The 19,071-nt window shown below is 34.1% G+C and carries 12 protein-coding genes; 2 read left to right on the top strand and 10 right to left on the bottom strand.

Features of this window, described 5'->3' with window-relative positions:
- Nucleotides 1-65: 65 nt before the first annotated feature.
- Nucleotides 66-563, bottom strand: coding sequence for a peptidoglycan-binding protein LysM (gene lysM / locus BM246_RS07135; protein ID WP_042496019.1), 498 nt, complete (start codon nt 561-563; stop codon nt 66-68).
- A 205-nt stretch (nt 564-768) separates the two neighbouring features.
- Nucleotides 769-1,713: a hypothetical protein gene (locus tag BM246_RS07130; RefSeq protein WP_042502437.1), complete on the bottom strand. Its 945-nt coding sequence runs from the start codon at nt 1,711-1,713 to the stop codon at nt 769-771.
- A 176-nt stretch (nt 1,714-1,889) separates the two neighbouring features.
- On the opposite strand from BM246_RS07130, the gene BM246_RS07125 reads away from it, so the two are divergent.
- Nucleotides 1,890-2,891 carry an NAD(P)H-dependent glycerol-3-phosphate dehydrogenase gene (locus tag BM246_RS07125; RefSeq protein ID WP_074936793.1) on the top strand — a complete coding sequence of 334 codons (1,002 nt, stop codon included), beginning with the start codon at nt 1,890-1,892 and terminating at the stop codon, nt 2,889-2,891.
- 140 nt (nt 2,892-3,031) lie between these two features.
- Here BM246_RS07125 and BM246_RS07120 read toward each other — a convergent pair whose 3' ends face one another.
- The 6 genes from BM246_RS07120 to amaB form a co-directional block, all read right to left on the bottom strand.
- Nucleotides 3,032-4,402 (bottom strand): hypothetical protein, encoded by a 1,371-nt coding sequence (locus BM246_RS07120; protein ID WP_042496024.1) that lies wholly within the window; start codon nt 4,400-4,402, stop codon nt 3,032-3,034.
- Nucleotides 4,403-4,502: 100 nt separating this feature from the next.
- Nucleotides 4,503-5,693 carry a DUF1501 domain-containing protein gene (locus BM246_RS07115; RefSeq protein WP_074936791.1) on the bottom strand — a complete coding sequence of 397 codons (1,191 nt, stop codon included), beginning with the start codon at nt 5,691-5,693 and terminating at the stop codon, nt 4,503-4,505.
- 2 nt (nt 5,694-5,695) lie between these two features.
- On the bottom strand, nt 5,696-7,075 hold the full coding sequence (locus tag BM246_RS07110) for a DUF1800 domain-containing protein (RefSeq protein ID WP_074936788.1): 1,380 nt from the start codon (nt 7,073-7,075) through the stop codon (nt 5,696-5,698).
- 255 nt (nt 7,076-7,330) lie between these two features.
- Nucleotides 7,331-7,933, bottom strand: coding sequence for a hypothetical protein (locus BM246_RS07105; protein ID WP_074936786.1), 603 nt, complete (start codon nt 7,931-7,933; stop codon nt 7,331-7,333).
- 20 nt (nt 7,934-7,953) lie between these two features.
- On the bottom strand, nt 7,954-8,889 hold the full coding sequence (locus tag BM246_RS07100) for an OmpA family protein (protein WP_074937153.1): 936 nt from the start codon (nt 8,887-8,889) through the stop codon (nt 7,954-7,956).
- Nucleotides 8,890-9,024: 135 nt separating this feature from the next.
- On the bottom strand, nt 9,025-10,587 hold the full coding sequence (gene amaB / locus BM246_RS07095; RefSeq protein WP_074936783.1) for an L-piperidine-6-carboxylate dehydrogenase: 1,563 nt from the start codon (nt 10,585-10,587) through the stop codon (nt 9,025-9,027).
- A gap of 268 nt (nt 10,588-10,855) precedes the next feature.
- Between amaB and BM246_RS07090 the strand changes: the two genes are divergently transcribed.
- Entirely contained in the window at nt 10,856-16,429 is a 5,574-nt protein-coding gene (locus tag BM246_RS07090; protein WP_074936781.1) for an Ig-like domain-containing alpha-2-macroglobulin family protein, read from the top strand.
- An 84-nt stretch (nt 16,430-16,513) separates the two neighbouring features.
- Here BM246_RS07090 and BM246_RS07085 read toward each other — a convergent pair whose 3' ends face one another.
- Nucleotides 16,514-17,140 carry a carbonic anhydrase gene (locus BM246_RS07085; RefSeq protein ID WP_042496025.1) on the bottom strand — a complete coding sequence of 209 codons (627 nt, stop codon included), beginning with the start codon at nt 17,138-17,140 and terminating at the stop codon, nt 16,514-16,516.
- Between the two features lie 36 nt (nt 17,141-17,176).
- Complete coding sequence (locus BM246_RS07080) at nt 17,177-19,039, bottom strand: SulP family inorganic anion transporter (protein WP_074936778.1); 1,863 nt, start codon at nt 19,037-19,039, stop codon at nt 17,177-17,179.
- Nucleotides 19,040-19,071 lie beyond the last annotated feature (32 nt).

The following is a 19,071-nucleotide window of genomic DNA, read 5'->3' as shown; positions in this document are numbered from 1 at the left end:
AAATTAAAAAGCCAACCCTGTTCAGGTTGGCTTTTAACTTATAACATAAATTTCGTAGGTAATTTTTAGTCTAAGGCAGGTATACGTAATACTTGTCCAGGATATATTTTATCTGGGTCAGTAAGCATAGGCTTATTGGCTTCAAAAATAACCGGGTACTTCATAGCATTTCCGTAATAATTTTTTGCAATTTTTCCTAATGTGTCTCCGCTCGCTACGGTATGAAACTGTGCTTCTGGCTCTACGTTTTCAACCGTCATTTGGTCGTCTACAGTAGCAATACCATTAGAGTTTCCAACTACTAAAATCACTTTTTCTTTAGTAGCCTGATCGTAAGCCTCACCAGTAATGGTAGCGGAATCATCATCAATAAATATATTTAAGTTTTCAACTTTTAATTGTAAGCTCGAAACTGTTTCTTCTAAATTTCTAGCTGCAGCTTCTTCTAATTTAAGTTCTGCTGCTGTAGCTTCTTTTGCTGCTTCCGCCGCTTCTTCAGCATCTGTTTTTCCAATTCCAAATACTTTGGCACCTGCGTTTTTTATAAAAGAAAATAATCCCATTTTTAGTTTGTTTTTTTTAGAGTTAATTTTGGTTTGAAAGCAATTTAATCAATTATTAAATAGCTTCTATAATTAAGACACTAAATCTTCCGAAGGGTCACATATTTATTTAAAAAAAACATACAAAAAACATACAAGCACAAAAAAAAGCCGCTTAAAATATTGATTTTAAGCGACTTTAAATTAACTAACCTATTTAATTATTTTATATTCTACTGCTTTCTCTTGGGTTCTCAACACGTTCTTTTTTAAACTTACGCATTTTATCTTCCGTTGTATTGGTTGCTTTTACTTTAGAGTTTTCAGATTTTAAATATTGTATATATCCTCTACCTACAAACTCGTATTTGGTTCCAGATGCGGCGTGATACAATTCTATTTTTCCATCGTTAATAACACTTAACTCAAACTGTTCATTACTAAAATAATCGTAATCTAAAGTTAAGCTTTTTAAATACATATCGTTATTAAAATCACCTACAGCATAAAGCCCGGTGTAATCCCAAAACAAATTATTTACGTTTTTACCTGTATTATCTTTAGAGCTTTTAAACTCCGAATCGTTTCCTCCAGCTAAAAACTGTAAGTAGTTTTCGTTATCAAAATCATTTAACGCTCCGTAGTTACTAGTGTAAACTTTTTCCCAAGCATCATACTCTTGTAAAAAATAATGGATATTATCATAAAATACGAAGTCGTAATCAAAAGTATTACGTTGGTAACCATCTAAAAAGTAAGAGGTATCATTATTTGGGTTATACAATTCAATGGTATTATTATCTACTCTATACACATCAAAAGTTTCAAAACCATCAACATCATGATTTACGTCTAAAATTAAATCGTAAGCATTATAAGTAGCCACATCTATACCGTATCCGTTTCCAGTATCACCTAAACCAACAATATTGTTATTAGCATACATTACGCCATTTTTAAACGATATTGTAAATGCTTTTTGTAAAAATGGTGTTTCACCAAAACCCTTAGTGGCATTAATATCTACATACCACAACTCGTAAGAATTTAATAATTGATTTACCGATATGGTTGGTTCTTCAATATAATCGTCTACTATAACCTCGGTATAGCAAGACGTAAACAGTGTCGCAATTAGAGCAAAGCTCGAAAGTAATTTTATAGTTTTCATGTTGTAATATTTAAGTAAAAATGGCTGCTTTCTATTCTATTGAAAAACAAGCATTTTTAGTGTTTCTATAGAGTAGGTTTCAAAACGCGTGCCAAAAAATAATTTCATTCTGCAAAATCGTTCCATATAAGACTAAAATTTTCCGTATTTTTGATATATAAAATTGATTAGATCTCATGGATAAACCTTTAAAATACGCGGTTTTTGGTGCAGGAAGTTGGGCTACAGCTATTGTAAAAATGCTTAGTGAAAATCTTGACGAAATTGGCTGGTATATGCGCAGTGTTTACACAAAAGAACACCTAATACGCGAGCAACACAATCCAAATTACTTAAGCTCCGTAGAGTTTCATCTAGACCAATTAAAACTAAGTAACGATATAAATGAGATTGCAGAATATGCCGATGTGCTTATTTTTGTAATCCCTTCTGCATTTATACACAGTGAATTAGAAAAACTCAACGTAAACATAGAAAACAAAACCATAGTATCTGCAGTAAAAGGTATTATGCCAGAAACAGGGTTATTAGTAGGTCAACATTTTCACGACACCTACAATGTACCCTACGATAATATAGCCGTAATTGCTGGTCCATGCCATGCCGAAGAGGTTGCTTTAGAGCGTCTTTCTTACTTAACTATTTCGTGTTCCGATCAGGTAAAGGCCAAACAAATTGCCGATAATTTATCTTCCGATTACATAAAAACAAAAATTACCGACGATATTATTGGAGTAGAATATGCCGTAATGCTTAAAAATATTTACGCCATAGCAGCCGGAATTGCCCACGGATTGGGTTACGGAGACAATTTCCAGAGTGTACTGATGAGTAATTCCATCCGTGAAATGAAACGTTTTATTAAAAAAATGCATAAAATGAAACGTAACATCAACAACTCGGCCTATTTAGGCGATTTATTGGTAACCGGTTACTCCGTATTTTCTCGAAACCGCATGTTTGGCAACATGATTGGTAAGGGTTACACCGTAAAATCTGCACAAATGGAAATGAGTATGGTAGCCGAAGGTTATTACGCCACAAAATCTGCACATTTACTAAACTCTAAAAACGCAAAAAAGACACAATTACCTATAATAAATGCTGTTTACGAGATATTATACGAAAACAAAAACCCTAAAAAAGTATTTAAAAAATTAACCGATAAGTTAGATTAAAACAGCATTTGGGCGTTACCCGAAAAGGGTCGGGCTATCACTACTCGCTTTTTTGTGTTGCATAGGTGCAACCACACAAAAAGAGCTCAAACAGGCCGTTCTATCCCTAACGCAAAACCATCTGATGAGGTTGGTTTTTATTAGTTCCTTTTGTTTAATCTAGGGTCGCCTGTATTAATATTAAGCTGTGCATCTACAAGTTTTCTTTTTAATAAAGTATTCCTAATAAGTTTAACAATAGCTAGTAAAGCAATAAGCAAAACTATAAAACTAAAAAATACCGGAGTAAGATTTCCCTTAAGCTGCTCTTTACGCCTTTCTTGCTCCTCAAAACTAATTAACCTTTCGCTTTTAGGGTTATAAAACCCAAAAACAGTGATTGGCTCCACCAAGCCTTTTTTAATAGTGTAACCCTGATCTTCTGGAACATTTATACAATTATCACTTAGTTTTAAAAGAATTTCTCTTGGTTTTAATTCTTCTAAAATATTTTCCAAACGCTGTGCCTTAGCAAAACGATTTTGATATTCGTTTAAAGCTCTATCAAAAGCCTTGTCTACACCCTTTTTCCAAAGCTCATCATTCATGTTTTTAAACATCCCTTTATTATACAAAGGGCTCTCTTTTAAGTTTTTTTCATAAGCTTCTCTATTTGGTTTCTTTATCATTCTAGGCGAAAAATAATAGCGATAACTCGCATTAGCATCCGGATGGTAGTAAATTCGATCTCTCTCAGCTTTAGAAATTACAGCATAGTTACCAGAATAATCAAACGGACGTTTAAATTGATACACCCAAACATCTTTAAGCTCTACATAATCTGCTCTAGTTAATGCTGTTAAATCGTTTACAGAATTAATAACTATAGGGTTATCTTCCGTTTTAAACAACTCATCAACCCGCAAGGCATCACTTAAACCATTTCCAACACATAAAATTAAAACAACCGGTAAAACTAAAAGAAGACTTACAATATTTATAAACGAAATAGGTTTGGCCTTACTAAGCCCATGTTCTATTTCGTAATCTAGCGAGAGCTCATCATTAACAGAAACAACATACATTAAAGCACCTTCGCTTATACCAACTGTATCATCTCTCAATATATATTCAAAATCTATAGGTTCTTTTATAGATTTTAAATACTTACGCCAATGCCAAGGTATTTTAACAAAGTGCTCATTAAAAGCATCCTGATATCTCCCGTTTTTTCCATGTTGTATATAAATACGGTTATAAACGCCACGCATTCTATAAACTTCAGGCTTTACTTTATGCTTACTATATCCTTTAATGTACCAGCTAAGAAAATATAGCAGAATAATTAAAATGCCAAACATTAAATTGATTCCGAAGTTAAATTCATCGAAATCAGCATAAAACATCACAGCAAGCCCTGCAACCACAATAGCAAGTACTACAAAAGCACTCAGTATCAAATTTTTAGAACTAGAAACTTGTTTCGCGATAAATTTTACCTCATTATCATTGAGATACCTTCTGTTAAACATAAAGGAGATTTTGAATTTAAGCTACCAAAAATCGGTATTTTAAAGTGAAAAACCCAATAAAAACCAAAGCACCTTCAGAATTAAAACAAGTAATAACAAACTAAATAAAGCCTAATTGATTAAACGATCTGTTAAGCACCTTTTCATCATTAACATCGAGCCATTTGTTTAAAACGGTAGCATAAATGGTACGAAAATCGATTTCAAATTTAAGATCACCATTAGTATCCAAATCACTTAAACTTGCCATATCATTATATAAACCTTGCTTTTTTAATTGGCCACCAATAATAAAAACATTGTTAGATGTACCGTGGTCGGTACCCACATTTGCATTTTGTTTTACACGTCGACCAAATTCTGAAAAGGTTAAAATTAACGTATCGTTAAAAGTATTATTCGTTTTTAAATCGTTTACAAAAGCTTCAATACTTTCAGCATAAATATTTAACAATCTATTTTGTGCACCCAACTGGTTTACATGCGTATCAAAACCTCCTAGAGCACTATAAAACACTTTGGTATCGAGCCCAGAATTAATAAACTGTGCCGTTGTTTTTAATTGTTTTGCAAAATAATTTTGTGGATAATCTGTTTTAGAAGAAAAGGTTTTACTCGTTTCGTAAATATACTTCGCAGAAGATTCTGCCGAAATCATAGATTTATACAAATACCCCAAATTATGCTCGCTTAAATGGGCGTCATCTTGATGTTTAATAACGTTTTTAAAATAAGGATCTTTAGATAAATTATAAAGTGTTTTAGCATCTTGAGTCGCAATAGCATTCATCTGTTCTCCTTTCATGGCTAGCGATAAGCTATCGTTTATTTCAATAGCGCTGTATGGGTGTTTACCATATTGATCTAGATAGCGACCAAGCCAACCACTTTGTGAGTATTTATCAGAATCAGTAGCCGTTTGCCAAATATCCATAGATCTAAAATGCGAACGAATAGGGTTTGGATACCCAACATTGTTTATAACACACAAATTACCATTATTGTAAAGATGTTTTAAGGGTTTTAAACTTTTATGTAAACCTACCTCATCATTTAATTTTAAAACCTCACTCTTTTTTATTCCTAAACTTGGACGCGCTTTATAATACAAATCATTTTGATACGGAATTACAGTATTTAACCCATCGTTACCTCCCGAAAGCTGAATAATAACCAAGCGCTTATACCCTAACTGACTTTGAGCAACTTGCTCGAACGCTTTTACAAAACTTGGCACAAAAAACAGACTACTAGCCAGCGACGATTGTTTCAAAAATTTTCTTCTATCCATGATTAACACATTTGATATTCGGGTAACGACATAAGTTGAATACAGTACTCCTGCTTTGAGACTTTACTTAGCGAGTTTAGATACGTGCTTGCTTGATTGCTAATAGTACAAGCCAGCAAATACTTATCTAAATCGGTTATGGCCACATCATTAAAATGTGTATCGAAAACAGCCCAATTAGTTTCGGTTTTAAAACGTTGTCCATACTTCTTTTTAAAAGCTTGCTTACTTTTAAGTATAGACTCATCGGTTTTACCTGCTTTAACCTTAGAAATATAAGCGTTATTTAAAATAATTGATGGTAGTTTTAACCGCAGTGTAATGGTGTTAGAATCTATCCAAGATCGGCCACCTTTCCAACCCGCTACATTGGGTGGGTTTAAAAGTACTTGCCCTAATAATTTCTGAAGATTAAAAAGCTGTTTAGATGATTTAAAATCGACAGGAACTACCGTTTTTAAACCAACCAAAAGTTCTATGGGCGATTTAATTTTGGTTCCCATATTTTCATCATCATAAAACCAATCGGCAAGCATCATATAGCGCATTAGGTTTTCGATGTTGTAATCTTTATAAAACACATTGGCCATTTCGTTTACATGCTGTTCGTTAATAGTATCGTTAACAAAGTAGCTATAAATTTTAGTACAAATAAAAGTTGCACATTCCCTTTTTTCAAGGATTAAATCTACAATATCATCACCGTCAAAATTTCCTGTTTTACCAAAAAATATTTTATCAGTTTCATCATGAACACGTTTTTTAAAAACAAATTCACCTTTTAAATTATGGCTATAGCCCGTAAACGCTTTCGCGCTTTCTTTAATATCATTTTCGGTATAATTACCAACACCTAAAGTGAATAATTCCATAAGTTCACGAGCAAAATTCTCGTTAGGCTTTTGTTTTTTGTTTTGCTTTGTATTTAAGTATTTAGTCATCGCAGCTTCTTTTGAAATGGCCTTTACAAAATCTTTAAAATTACCAAGCGCATGCTCACGAAGTCGGTTATGGAAGTTTTGTGTGTAAACGTAATTATTATCTTCACACACAAAATGATTCGCCCAAAAGAGGGTCATTTTTTCACGAAGTATTTGATTAGAATTTGCTAATCGATCTATCCATGCAATGTTTAACTCCTTTGTTTTTTCTCGGCTTAGCTTCTGGAATTTTTTAATATTTTCCTTTGTCTTCTCATAAGAACCACTCAATAGCTCATCGAGTTCGGCTGTATCAACTTTTAATGGCGTTACTTTTTGTGATGTTTCAATAATGCCATCAACAATCTTTTTTTTACTTTTTTTAGAAAACTTTTCGAGTTCATTTGGCAGAATACCAAAACCAACACGCCAATACAAATGCTGAATATGATTACTTTTCATAAAACTCAATTTTATTTATTAATCTAAGACATGAAGCAACAAACTTATAACTAATTTGACTTCAACAAATTAAAAAGGTTTAACACACCTTAAGCAAAATACATAGAATAACGTTTACCTTTTAGTTTTTTGTATATTAAAATGAATTTATATATAAAACACCCAACAATTAAAGACCAAATAATACATAATTAAAAACAAAAAAACCGCTTCGTTAACAGAAGCGGTTTTTGTTTTTATGATAAATTTCGAGTTTTATTTCCCGCCATCTAGCTGGTCTTGCCATTTTGAAAGCTCTTCCCATTTGCCTTCATAAGCTAATTGCGCTTGTTTTGGCCAGGTGCCTGGTTTATGGATTTTATAACGCTCTCCTCCAGAATCTAAAACAGCTTGACATTTTTCTATAGAACATTCAGATAATGCTTTCCATGTTTTAACATCATGATCGTGAAATAAACCTTGAATTTTAGGCCCAATACCTTCAACAACCGTTAAATCATCTTCTTTTATTTTTTTACCAAAAACAGCTTTTGCAGCTGCGCCATCGAACACACTTACCGCAACAGGTACCACAGTTGCTGCTGATAAAGATGCGGCTAATGATGATTTAGTTAACTCTAAAGAAGATTTTACTGAAGCTTCTGCCGCAACAGATGTTGTTAAGGCTGCTTTAGTTGCACTCAAATCACTTTCTAAAGAAACCTTACTTAATCTACAAGCATCTAGCTCTGCTTGCAATGCTCCTATTCTATCTTCACACTCGTTGTGGTTTCCACCACCTAAAAGTTTACCTAATAAGTAACCTAATATTGCACAAATAGCACCGACTAATAATGGGATTAATATACACCAATTCATAATTTTATATTTTTAAGTTTTTAGTTAATTGTAATTACTGTTCTTCTGTTTTCTGCTCTACCTTCTTCCGTAGCATTATCTGCAACAGGAACTTTTGGTCCTTGAGACGATGTTTCAATATTGCTATCTAAAATCCCGTTTTGGGTTAAATATGTTTTTGCAAAATCTGCACGTTCCTGACCAAGAACAATATTTCTTGCAGCATCGCCTGTATTATCGGTATGCCCAATAACTTGCATTTTTACGCCTAACTTATCTACACAATGAGAGATATCGGCTATTTTTTGGCGTTGCTCTGCCGTTAAATTAATCGATGCTTGACCTGTTTTAAAATGTAATACTAACGGATTCTCTTTAATAGCATCACATGCGGTTTTTAAGGCTTCCATAGAAGATGTATCAGATGCATCTGCTGTTAACATATTGAATGACACAGGACCAAATAGCGTACTGTTTTCATCTGGATTAATCGTATCATTTAATTTTCCGTTGGTATCAATTTGTTTTGAAGAAACTCCATGCAATACGAAGTAGTTTTTAACGGAGTTTGCCCTTGCCAATCCAAGGTTTGGATATGCAGAATTATTAGTTTCATCACTTCTGTAAAACCCAGTTATGTTAATATTTTTTAACGGGTTTTCTATAAGATAGTCCTTAAGCTTTAAAACACCATTTTCAATATCTTTAGAAACAGGTTCTTCTATTGAAAAATTTGATGTTTTGAAATTAAAATTATCATTCAGCTTCAAATTAAAATCGCCATTAGCATCGTTAATTAAAAATGCATTTTTGGTAATTTCTTTAAGTTTCGGACTTACAACACTCTCAGTCTCGTCTTGGTTATTCGCACCCTTTTCTGCATTGCAACACACACTACAACATAAAAAATAATACAAAATAGTACCGAGAATAATAGTGAGTACAATTCCTAAAAGATAGAATGTTTTTTTACTCATTAGATTTTGTTTTTTGGTTAGAAAAATATAAGTGTTTACAATATAACACTTTAGCTTATACATTTAGAAACAATAAAACAAAAAAAGTCACATTTATAGAAATATGACTTTAAAACAAATTAAATATTTTAAATACTACAACTCAAATTTTATACCTTGAGATAACGGTAATTCTGTAGTATAATTTATAGTATTGGTCTGCCTTCTCATATATACTTTCCAAGCATCAGATCCAGATTCACGGCCACCACCTGTATCTTTTTCACCTCCAAAAGCACCACCAATTTCAGCACCCGATGTTCCAATATTTACATTAGCAATTCCACAATCTGATCCTTGAACGGATAAGAACCGCTCGGCTTCTCTTAAGTTATTTGTCATAATAGCTGACGATAATCCTTGAGCAACTTCATTTTGAATATCAATAGCATTTTCAACACCTCCCGAGTATTTCAATAAATATAAAACTGGAGCAAATGTTTCGTGTTGTACAATTTTAAAATTAGGTTTAGCTTCTGCAATAGCTGGTTTTACATAACAACCACTTTCAAAACCTACACCAGAAAGCACGCCACCTTCAACTATAATTCCACCGCCTTCTTCCACTACTTTCTCTAATGCACTGTTATACATATTTACGGCGTCGGTATCAATTAACGGCCCAACATGGTTATTTTCGTCTAAAGGATTTCCAATACGTAATTGCTTATAAGCATCTACAATAGCTGTTTTTACTTTATCATAAATATCCTCATGAATTATTAATCTTCTCGTTGATGTACAACGTTGTCCACAAGTACCAACCGCGCCAAAAACAGCACCAATAACCGTCATTTTTATATCGGCATCTGGTGTTACAATTATAGCATTATTACCCCCAAGCTCTAATAAAGTTTTACCTAAACGGCCTGCAACTTCCTGAGCTACAATTTTCCCCATACGGGTAGAACCCGTTGCAGAAATTAATGGAATTCTTTTGTCTTTCGTCATAAATTCACCAACCTTATAATCGCCATTTATTAAGCAAGAAATACCTTCTGGTAAATTATTTTCAGCAAAAACTTCGGCTGCTATATTTTGGCAAGCTATACCACAAAGCGGCGTTTTTTCGCTTGGTTTCCAAACACAAACATCGCCGCAAATCCATGCTAAAGCCGTATTCCATGCCCAAACAGCTACCGGAAAATTAAAAGCCGAAATAATACCAACCACACCTAAAGCATGATATTGCTCGTACATGCGGTGACCAGGACGCTCAGAATGCATGGTTAAACCATGAAGCTGTCTAGATAAACCTACTGCAAAATCGCAGATATCTATCATTTCTTGAACCTCTCCAAGACCTTCTTGATAACTCTTTCCCATTTCATAAGAAACAAGTTTACCTAAAGCCTCCTTTTTCTCTCTTAATTTATCACCAAACTGACGCACAATCTCTCCACGCTGTGGTGCTGGCATGGTACGCCACGTTTTAAAAGCAGTAGTTGCAGTTTGCATTACCACATCAAAATCGGCTTGAGAAGTTGTTTTAACTTTGCCAATTAATTGCCCATCTACAGGAGAAAAACTTTCAATAACAACACCATCATCATTGTGCGAAAATTGGTTTGAACCTGTTGATGTTCCTTCATTTATATTTTGAACGCCTAAAGTTTTTAGCGCGTCGTGTATTCCAAATTTACTCGCTATAGATTCCATGAATTACGGATTTGTAGTTTTTATTTAATTTCTTTTACGAATATACTAATAAAAAGCCATATTTGTTGATATTCACTATTGAATTCAATTAAGAATAATCTTTCTTTTTTCGTTATAAAACCAAGCAAAATCATCAAAAACCTTTAACTTTAGGAACAATTTAACAGAACCCAAAAACCTAAATATTAAAAAACGAACGTAATCTTATAAACAGGCTCTCCTGTTGCCCTCCCAAAAGCACGTTCATTTTTATTTAACACATCTATTTATGTCTTTCAAAAAGCTTTTAACCTTTGCCGTATTTGTTACTATTATTGCTTCATGTAAAAAGAAAGTGGTAGAAACTGATAACATTTTCAAATTTAGAGACTATATCAGTTACACCACATCGGGCAGAACTTCGGTAGCCAGTCCTATTCAAATTAATTTAACCAAACCTGTGGAGGGATGGGAAATAAATCAGGAAATCACAGACAATATTGTAACCATAAAACCGCATGTTGAAGGCAAGCTTACCGTTGGCAACAACCATACTTTACTATTTACTCCCGACGAACATTTAGATCCAGACACAGAATATACCGTTACCGTAAAACTTGGCGATATTTATAAAAATATGCCGGCAGGCTATAAAGATTACACCTTTCAGTTTAAAACTATAACACCAAATTTTAATATTGAAACTAATAATTTACAATCCTACAGTAAAAAATGGCAATATCTTGAAGGCGTAATCAAATCGGCCGATATTATTTCAATTAAAGATGCTAAAACTTTAGTTGAAGCGTCGCAAAGCGAAAAAAAACTAAATATTGTTTTTAATGAAGCGAGCCAAGCCGCAAAATATTTCGAATTTAAAATTGATAGTATAAACCGAAAAATTGAAGATGATAACATTCTTGTAAAATGGAATGGAAATGCAATAAAAGCTAGTAATGAAGGTGAAAACACCATCGCTATTCCTGGGGTAAATAATTTTACTATTGTAGAAGTTGATGTTATTCAATCGCCAGAACAACATCTATCTATCAATTTTTCCGATCCTTTACAAAAACAACAAAACTTTGATGGTTTAGTAACCATTCAAAAAAGCAAAAACCCTAAATATATTGTAGACGGTAATGTTTTAAAAGTTTACCCTTCTAGTAAATTAGTGGGCAACATTCAGGTTGATGTTTTTCAAGGCATTAAAAATACAGATGGTTATAAATTGAAAAAAACTTTTTCTGAAACCATCGCTTTCGAAGAACTAAAACCTCAAGTTCGCTTAATTAATAGCGGTACTATTTTACCTAATTCCGAAGAATTAAAATTCAATTTTGAAGCTGTAAACTTAAGCGCCGTAGATGTGCGTGTTATCAAGATTTTCGAAGACAATGTGCTTCAACTTCTTCAAGATAACAACTTAAACACAAACAATAAATACGATATAAAAAAGGTTGGTAGACGTATTGCTAAAAAAACTATACAACTGCAATCTGCAGCCGAAAACACCGGTAAATGGAAAGCTTACAGTATCGATTTATCACACTATTTTAAAGCCGATCTAGGAGCTATTTACCGCATTGAATTAAGTTATGAAAAAAGCTATTCGCTTTACGATTGCGAAGCTAACCCAAGTACTTCAAACTCTGAACATGATGGCTATGATGATTATTACGAAGACGAAGAATACTATGAAGGTAATTATGCTGAAATAGATTCTGAAGACGAAGAATTACGCGAGGAAGCCTACTGGGATAACCTCACATACCGCTACAAAGATTACAGCTACAACTGGCGCGAAGAAAACAATCCTTGCCATGATGCTTACTACAACGAAAATAAAATTATATCACAAAATTTATTAGCCTCAAACCTTGGAGTTATAGTAAAGCAAGGTGCAAACAACTCTTATTATTTTGCGGTAACTAATATTTTAAATACAGAACCAGAAGCTAACGCTAAGGTTACTATTTACAATTTTCAGCAACAAGAATTAGTAAGTAGAAATACCGATGAAACCGGATTAACTTTAATAGATTCTGATAAAAAAGCAGCTTTTGCTATTGTTTCAAAAGGAAAAAACACGACCTACATAAAGCTTCATGACGGAAACTCATTATCCTTAAGTAAGTTTGATGTTTCAGGAAATCGCTTACAACGCGGACTTAAAGGTTACATTTATGGAGAGCGTGGTGTATGGCGCCCTGGCGATACTTTGCATTTAACTTTTATGCTTAATGATAACGCTAACAAATTACCAAGCGGTCATCCTGTAAAGTTAGAAATTACCGACCCGAATGGTAAATTGGTTTACAAAAACGTAACTACAGATAACTTAAATAATGTTTTTAAATTTACTGTACCAACGGTACAAGAAGACAAAACGGGTCAATACAACGCTAAAGTTTCGGTTGGTGGTGCAACATTTTACAAAGGATTAAAAATTGAAACCGTTAAACCAAACCGATTAAAAATTAAAGTTGAATTTGAAGATGATATTCTAACAAGCAACACGCCTTTAAAAGGAACTTTAGATGTAAAATGGTTGCATGGTGCCGTTGGAAAAAACTTAAAAACAGAAATTAAAGCTAAGTTTAGCACGGCTTACACCGCTTTCGAAAACTACAAACAATACACGTTTAACGATCCTACGCGTAATTTTCAAACAGAAGAAACCATTATTTTTGATGGTAAAGTTGACGAAAATGGTTTAGCGACTATTAATAACAAACTTGCTATTGGTAAAAATGCACCAGGCATGCTTAATGCTCAATTTTTGGTTCGCGCCTTCGAAAATGGTGGCGATTTCTCAATGGATGCTTTTACAAAACCATATGCTCCTTACGAGTCTTTTGTTGGTTTACGCTCACCTAAAGGGAATGCTTATGGATCATTTTTTACAGACGAAAATCAAGCTTTTGATATTGTTGTAGTCGATGCGAAAGGCAAACCAATAAAACGAAACAACCTTGAGGTTAAAGTCTATAAAATAGAATGGCGTTGGTGGTGGAATTCATCTTATGATGATTTATCGAGCTACGTTTCTAGCAGCTACCATAAACCATATTCTACCTCAAAAATAAATACGGATACTAAAGGAAAAGGAACTTTCAACTTAAAAATCCCAAATAACGAGCGCGGACGCTATTTAATTAGAATTTCCGATCCGGTAAGTGGTCATGCTACAGGGCGAACCGCTTATTTCTATAAAAATTGGTGGCAAAACTCGGGATCGACAAATAAAGAAGCTGCAAAAATGCTTATTTTCTCTGCCGATAAAGAAAAATATAATGTTGGCGAAACTGCGAAATTAACTTTTGCTTCTGGTAGTGAAGGTCGTGCATTAGTAAGTATTGAAAATGGCACCGAAGTTCTTGACACCAAATGGGTAAAAACTCAAAAAGGTGAAACTACTGTCGATGTAGGCATTACTCCAGACATGGCACCAAACGTGTTTGTAAACATATCACTTTTACAACCGCATGCTATTTCGGCTAACGATTTACCAATTCGTTTATACGGAATCATTCCTATTATGGTAGAAGATCCAGAAACTAAACTGGAACCTCAACTTAATATGCCAGATACACTTCAACCGGAACAGAAATTCGACGTTCAAATTTCAGAAAAAAACAATAAAGCCATGACTTACACCATTGCTATGGTGGAAGAAGGCTTGCTAGATTTAACCCGTTTTAAAACACCAAACGCATGGAACGAATTTTACAAACGTGAGGCTTTGGGTGTAAAAACATGGGATGTGTTTGATGATGTTATCGGCGCTTATTCTGGTAGTATCGATCAGGTTTTTGCCATAGGTGGTGATGGGAGTGCTGCCGGTGGAAAAAACAAAAAAGCCAACCGTTTTAAACCTGTTGTGACTTACTTAGGCCCTTTTAAACTAGAAGCTGGAGAAAAGAAAACCCACAGTATAAAATTACCAAATTACATTGGCGCTGTGCGTACTATGGTTGTTGCAGCTGACAATAAAAATGAAGCTTACGGAAGTACCGATAAATCTGTAGAAGTTAAAAAGCCTTTAATGGTTTTAGCAACGCTTCCGCGGAAATTGAGTCCTGGTGAAAAGGTAACGCTTCCGGTTACCGTTTTTGCCATGGAACCGAAAGTAAAAAATGTTAGCATTAGTTTAAAATTAAGTAATGGTATTTCGGTTTTTGGTGAACAAAAGAAAGTATTAACTTTTGCAAAACCCGATGAACAAATGGCGTATTTTCAACTCGATGTTAGCAAAGCAAAAGGTATAAATACGGTAGAAGTTATTGCAACTGGAAACGGTGAAAAATCGACCTATAAAGTAGAGTTAGATGTAGTAAACCCAAACCCAATAACATCTAAAACCATAGACAAAACATTAGAAGCCAATGCTAGCGAAACTTTAAACTTTTCAACCTTTGGTGTTAGTGGAACAAATGGAGCGACTGTAGAGTTTTCTACCTTACCTCCAATGGATTTTTCTCGTCGATTACAATACCTTATCCAATATCCGCATGGTTGTGTAGAACAAACAACATCAAGCGTATTTCCGCAGTTATTTTTAGCAGATATTTTTGATCTTACTTTTGAAAAGAAAAAAGAAATTCAAACCAATATTGAAAACGGCATTAAGCGCTTAGGACATTTTCAAAGACCAAGTGGTGGTCTAAGTTATTGGATTGGCGAAAACGCCGCTAACGACTGGGGAACAAGTTACGCTGGGCATTTTATGCTAGAAGCAGAAAAGAAAGGTTTTGTTTTACCCTTAACTTTTAAAAATAACTGGATTAAATACCAAACACAAGCGGCTCGCGATTGGAGACCTAGTTACCGCAGTTATAATTCCGATTTAGCCCAAGCTTACCGTTTATACACCTTAGCTTTAGCTGGAAGTCCAGACTTATCAAGCATGAATCGTTTACGCGAGTTTAGCGAAATATCTAACGAAGCTAAATGGAGACTAGCAGCCGCTTATGCTTTAGCCGGACAAAAGGAAGCGAGTGATAATATTTCGCAATCGGCTAATATTAACTTCAAACCTTTAAAGAATAATTATTACACCTATGGCTCTGTAGATAGAAATCGTGCTATGGCTTTAGAAACTATGGTACTTACCAAAAATTCTAAAATGCGTGATCTAGCAGAAACCATTGCTAAAGATCTATCGAGCAACCGTTGGATGAGTACACAAACCTCAGCCTTTAGTTTGTTAGCAATGGCGAAAATGGTAAACGCTAATGGCGGAAAAGCATTAAGCTTAAGCTATTCTATTAACGGTAAAACAGAAACCATAACCACTAAAAGTGCAATTGCCTCACGGGAATTACAAGTGAATAATGGAGCCAATAGTATTACCCTTACCAACCAAAAAGACAATTTGGTTTATGTACGTGTTTTAAACTCTGGAAAATTACCTCTAGGTAACGAGATCGCAGAACAACGTGGTTTAAGTATTTCTGTAGCTTACAAAGATTTGGATGGCAATAAAATAGATATTTCTAAATTACAACAAGGTCAAGATTTTCTTGCCACAGTACAGGTTAGTAATTTAAAAGATTATAACGTTAATGATATTGCATTAACACAAATATTTCCCTCGGGATGGGAAATTGTAAACACGCGATTTACAGCTTTTGGTAGTAGTACGACGAGCCAAGCTCGATTTACAGATATTCGTGATGATCGTGTAAACTTCTATTTCGATTTATCTAAAAAAGGAAAGTATAGTACAAAAACATTTAATGTAATGCTGAATGCCGCTTACTTAGGAACTTACTATTTATATGGAGTACAAGCGGAAGCGATGTATGACAATGACTTTTTAGTAAGAACAAAAGGCCAGTGGATTGAGGTTAACAAATAGAACTTAAACTAAAAAGTCCCGATAGCGTTTAAATACTATCGGGACTTTTTTTTATATACCAGATATTAAAAATTATGTATCATTTTAATCCAAATGATAAATCTCCATAATATCGTGTAAATACTTTTCAAAATTAATTTTTAGGTCAATTAGCTTTCCGGTATGTACATCGAACACCCAACCATGTACTTTTAAACCTCTATCTCTATAGGCTTTTTGTACTGCGGCTGTTTTAATAAGGTTAACGCACTGTTCCTTTACATTTAACTCTACTAAACGATCGTATTTTCGCTCTTCGCATTCAATGCTATTTAATTCTAATTTATGAATTCTATATACATCGCGAATATTACGTAACCAACCATTTAGTAAGCCTAAATCTTTAGATTGTAAAGCCGCTTTTACGCCGCCACAACCATAATGACCACAAACAACTACATGATTTACTTTTAAATGAATTACAGCATACTCTACAACACTCATAGCATTTAAGTCGTTACCCGAAATCATGTTTGCAATATTTCTATGTACAAACACTTCCCCTGGGCCTAAACCCATTAAATCTTCGGCTGTTACACGGCTATCACTACAGCCAATGTAAAGTAACTCCGGACTTTGTCCTTTGCCTAAATTTTCAAAATAATCTTTAGAAGTTGCTAATTGCTTCTTAATCCAAGCCTCGTTATTTTCGAAAACTTTATCTAAATCCATTGTTATTATCTTTATTTCAGCGAAAGCAAAAATCTATTAAATCTCATCTTTTATATTATCTTTTACCCATTGTAAACACGATTTAAAATCTTTAAAAATATGTTCATTCGGAATAAAATCTGGAATGATATCAATACGCTCCATCATATATCGTGGTTGTTTTAATAAGCCAACGAATAACACTTCAACGTTATTTTTTTTAAGTTCTTGAAGCATATCTTCCATAGCATACAAGCCCGACTGATCCATATATTGCATACGGCCCAATCTTAAAATAACGGTTTTAGCCGTATTCGGAATTTGCAATGTTAATGCCTGAAAATCGCTTGTAGACCCAAAGAACAAAGGCCCTTTAAGATGTTTGATAAAAACTTCTTCTTTTAAATTTTCCGGGAAACCAACTTCGTCGGTCCAAGTTTCTTCTTTTAAAGATTTCACATCAGAACGCTCTGCTGTTAAGTCTCCAATTTTTTTCATGAACATTAATGATGCGATAATTAAACCAATACCTACAGCGTAAATTAAATCCCAAAAAGTGGATAATAATAGAACAACAAGCATAATAAGCACTTCTGAACTTAGTTTTATTGGTCCGATTTTAATATCACGTGGTAAGCTAGGAATGGCTTTTAAACCTTTGTAATCCATAACCCCAATACCAACAGTTACTAAAATACCTGCTAAAACAGCTGCTGGAATTTTTGATGCTACAGGCCCTAAAGCGAGCATAATTACTAATAGCATAATACCAGCAATCATTCCTGAAAGTTTAGTTTTTCCTCCTGCATTAATATTGACAACAGTACGAATGGTTGCTCCTGCACCTGGAATACCTCCAAAAACAGAAGCGATAGTATTACCTATTCCCTGACCAATTAATTCCTTATTTGGCTTGTGTTTGGTTTTTGTCATATTATCGGCAACTACACTAGTTAAAAGTGAATCGATAGCTCCTAAAAGAGCTAAAGTAAGTGCTGTGAATATGTATGGCGTAATTTTACCAAAGCTGAAACTGGTGAACATTTCTAGATGCGGAATAGGAATTCCTCCTGGTATTTCAGAAATAGGACGGTAACCTAAGTTAAATCCATAAGCAATTCCTGATACTACAACTAGTGCCACTAATGTGCTTGGTACTGCTTTAGTAATACGCTTAAATCCATAAATTATAAATATGGTAGCAAGTGCTAAGGCAAGTTCTAACCAATTAATGTTTTGTAATGCTCTTGGTAGTACTTTAAGAGCTCCAACAGTTCCAGAAGCTTCTTTGGCTGCTAATGTTTGAGACTCATTTAATATTTGTTCTGGCGTGATTTTGGCTGCTTGACTAATGGTTTCTTTAAAGTTTTCAAGAACTAAGATACCTTCGCCAGCTTCTTCTTTTAAAATATTTTCGAGTATAACCTCTTCTGCTAGTGGTTTAAATTGTTCTACAAACTCAACATCTTCCTTTGGATAATACCCAATAGATGGTAAAATTTGTGTTAATAGAATAATAACACCAATAGCCGTCATGAACCCTGAAACTACCGGATAAGGAATATATCTAATATATTTTCCTAGACCTAAAAGACCCAAACCAACTTGCATTAAACCCGCTAACATAAAAACGGTTAAAATAGCAGGTAGTGCTTTTTCCACACTCCCATCATTCGCGGCTACAATACCAGCAATAACAACCATACTTACGGCCGTCATTGGAGCTGTTGGACCAGAAATCTGAGTACTAGTACCTCCAAATAACGCTGCAAAAAAACTGATAAATATAGCACCATATAATCCGGCTTCTGGTCCTAAACCAGAAGAGACTCCAAAAGCTAAAGCTAATGGCAGTGCTACAATTCCTGCAGTGATTCCACCAAAGGCATCGCCTTTTATATTTGAAAATAAATTCTTCATATACTAATTTTAAACTTTTCCCTAAGTTAGCT

This window comes from Algibacter lectus (assembly GCF_900112395.1).
Classification (GTDB): domain Bacteria; phylum Bacteroidota; class Bacteroidia; order Flavobacteriales; family Flavobacteriaceae; genus Algibacter; species Algibacter lectus.
This window is presented reverse-complemented; position numbering and strand designations above follow the sequence as displayed.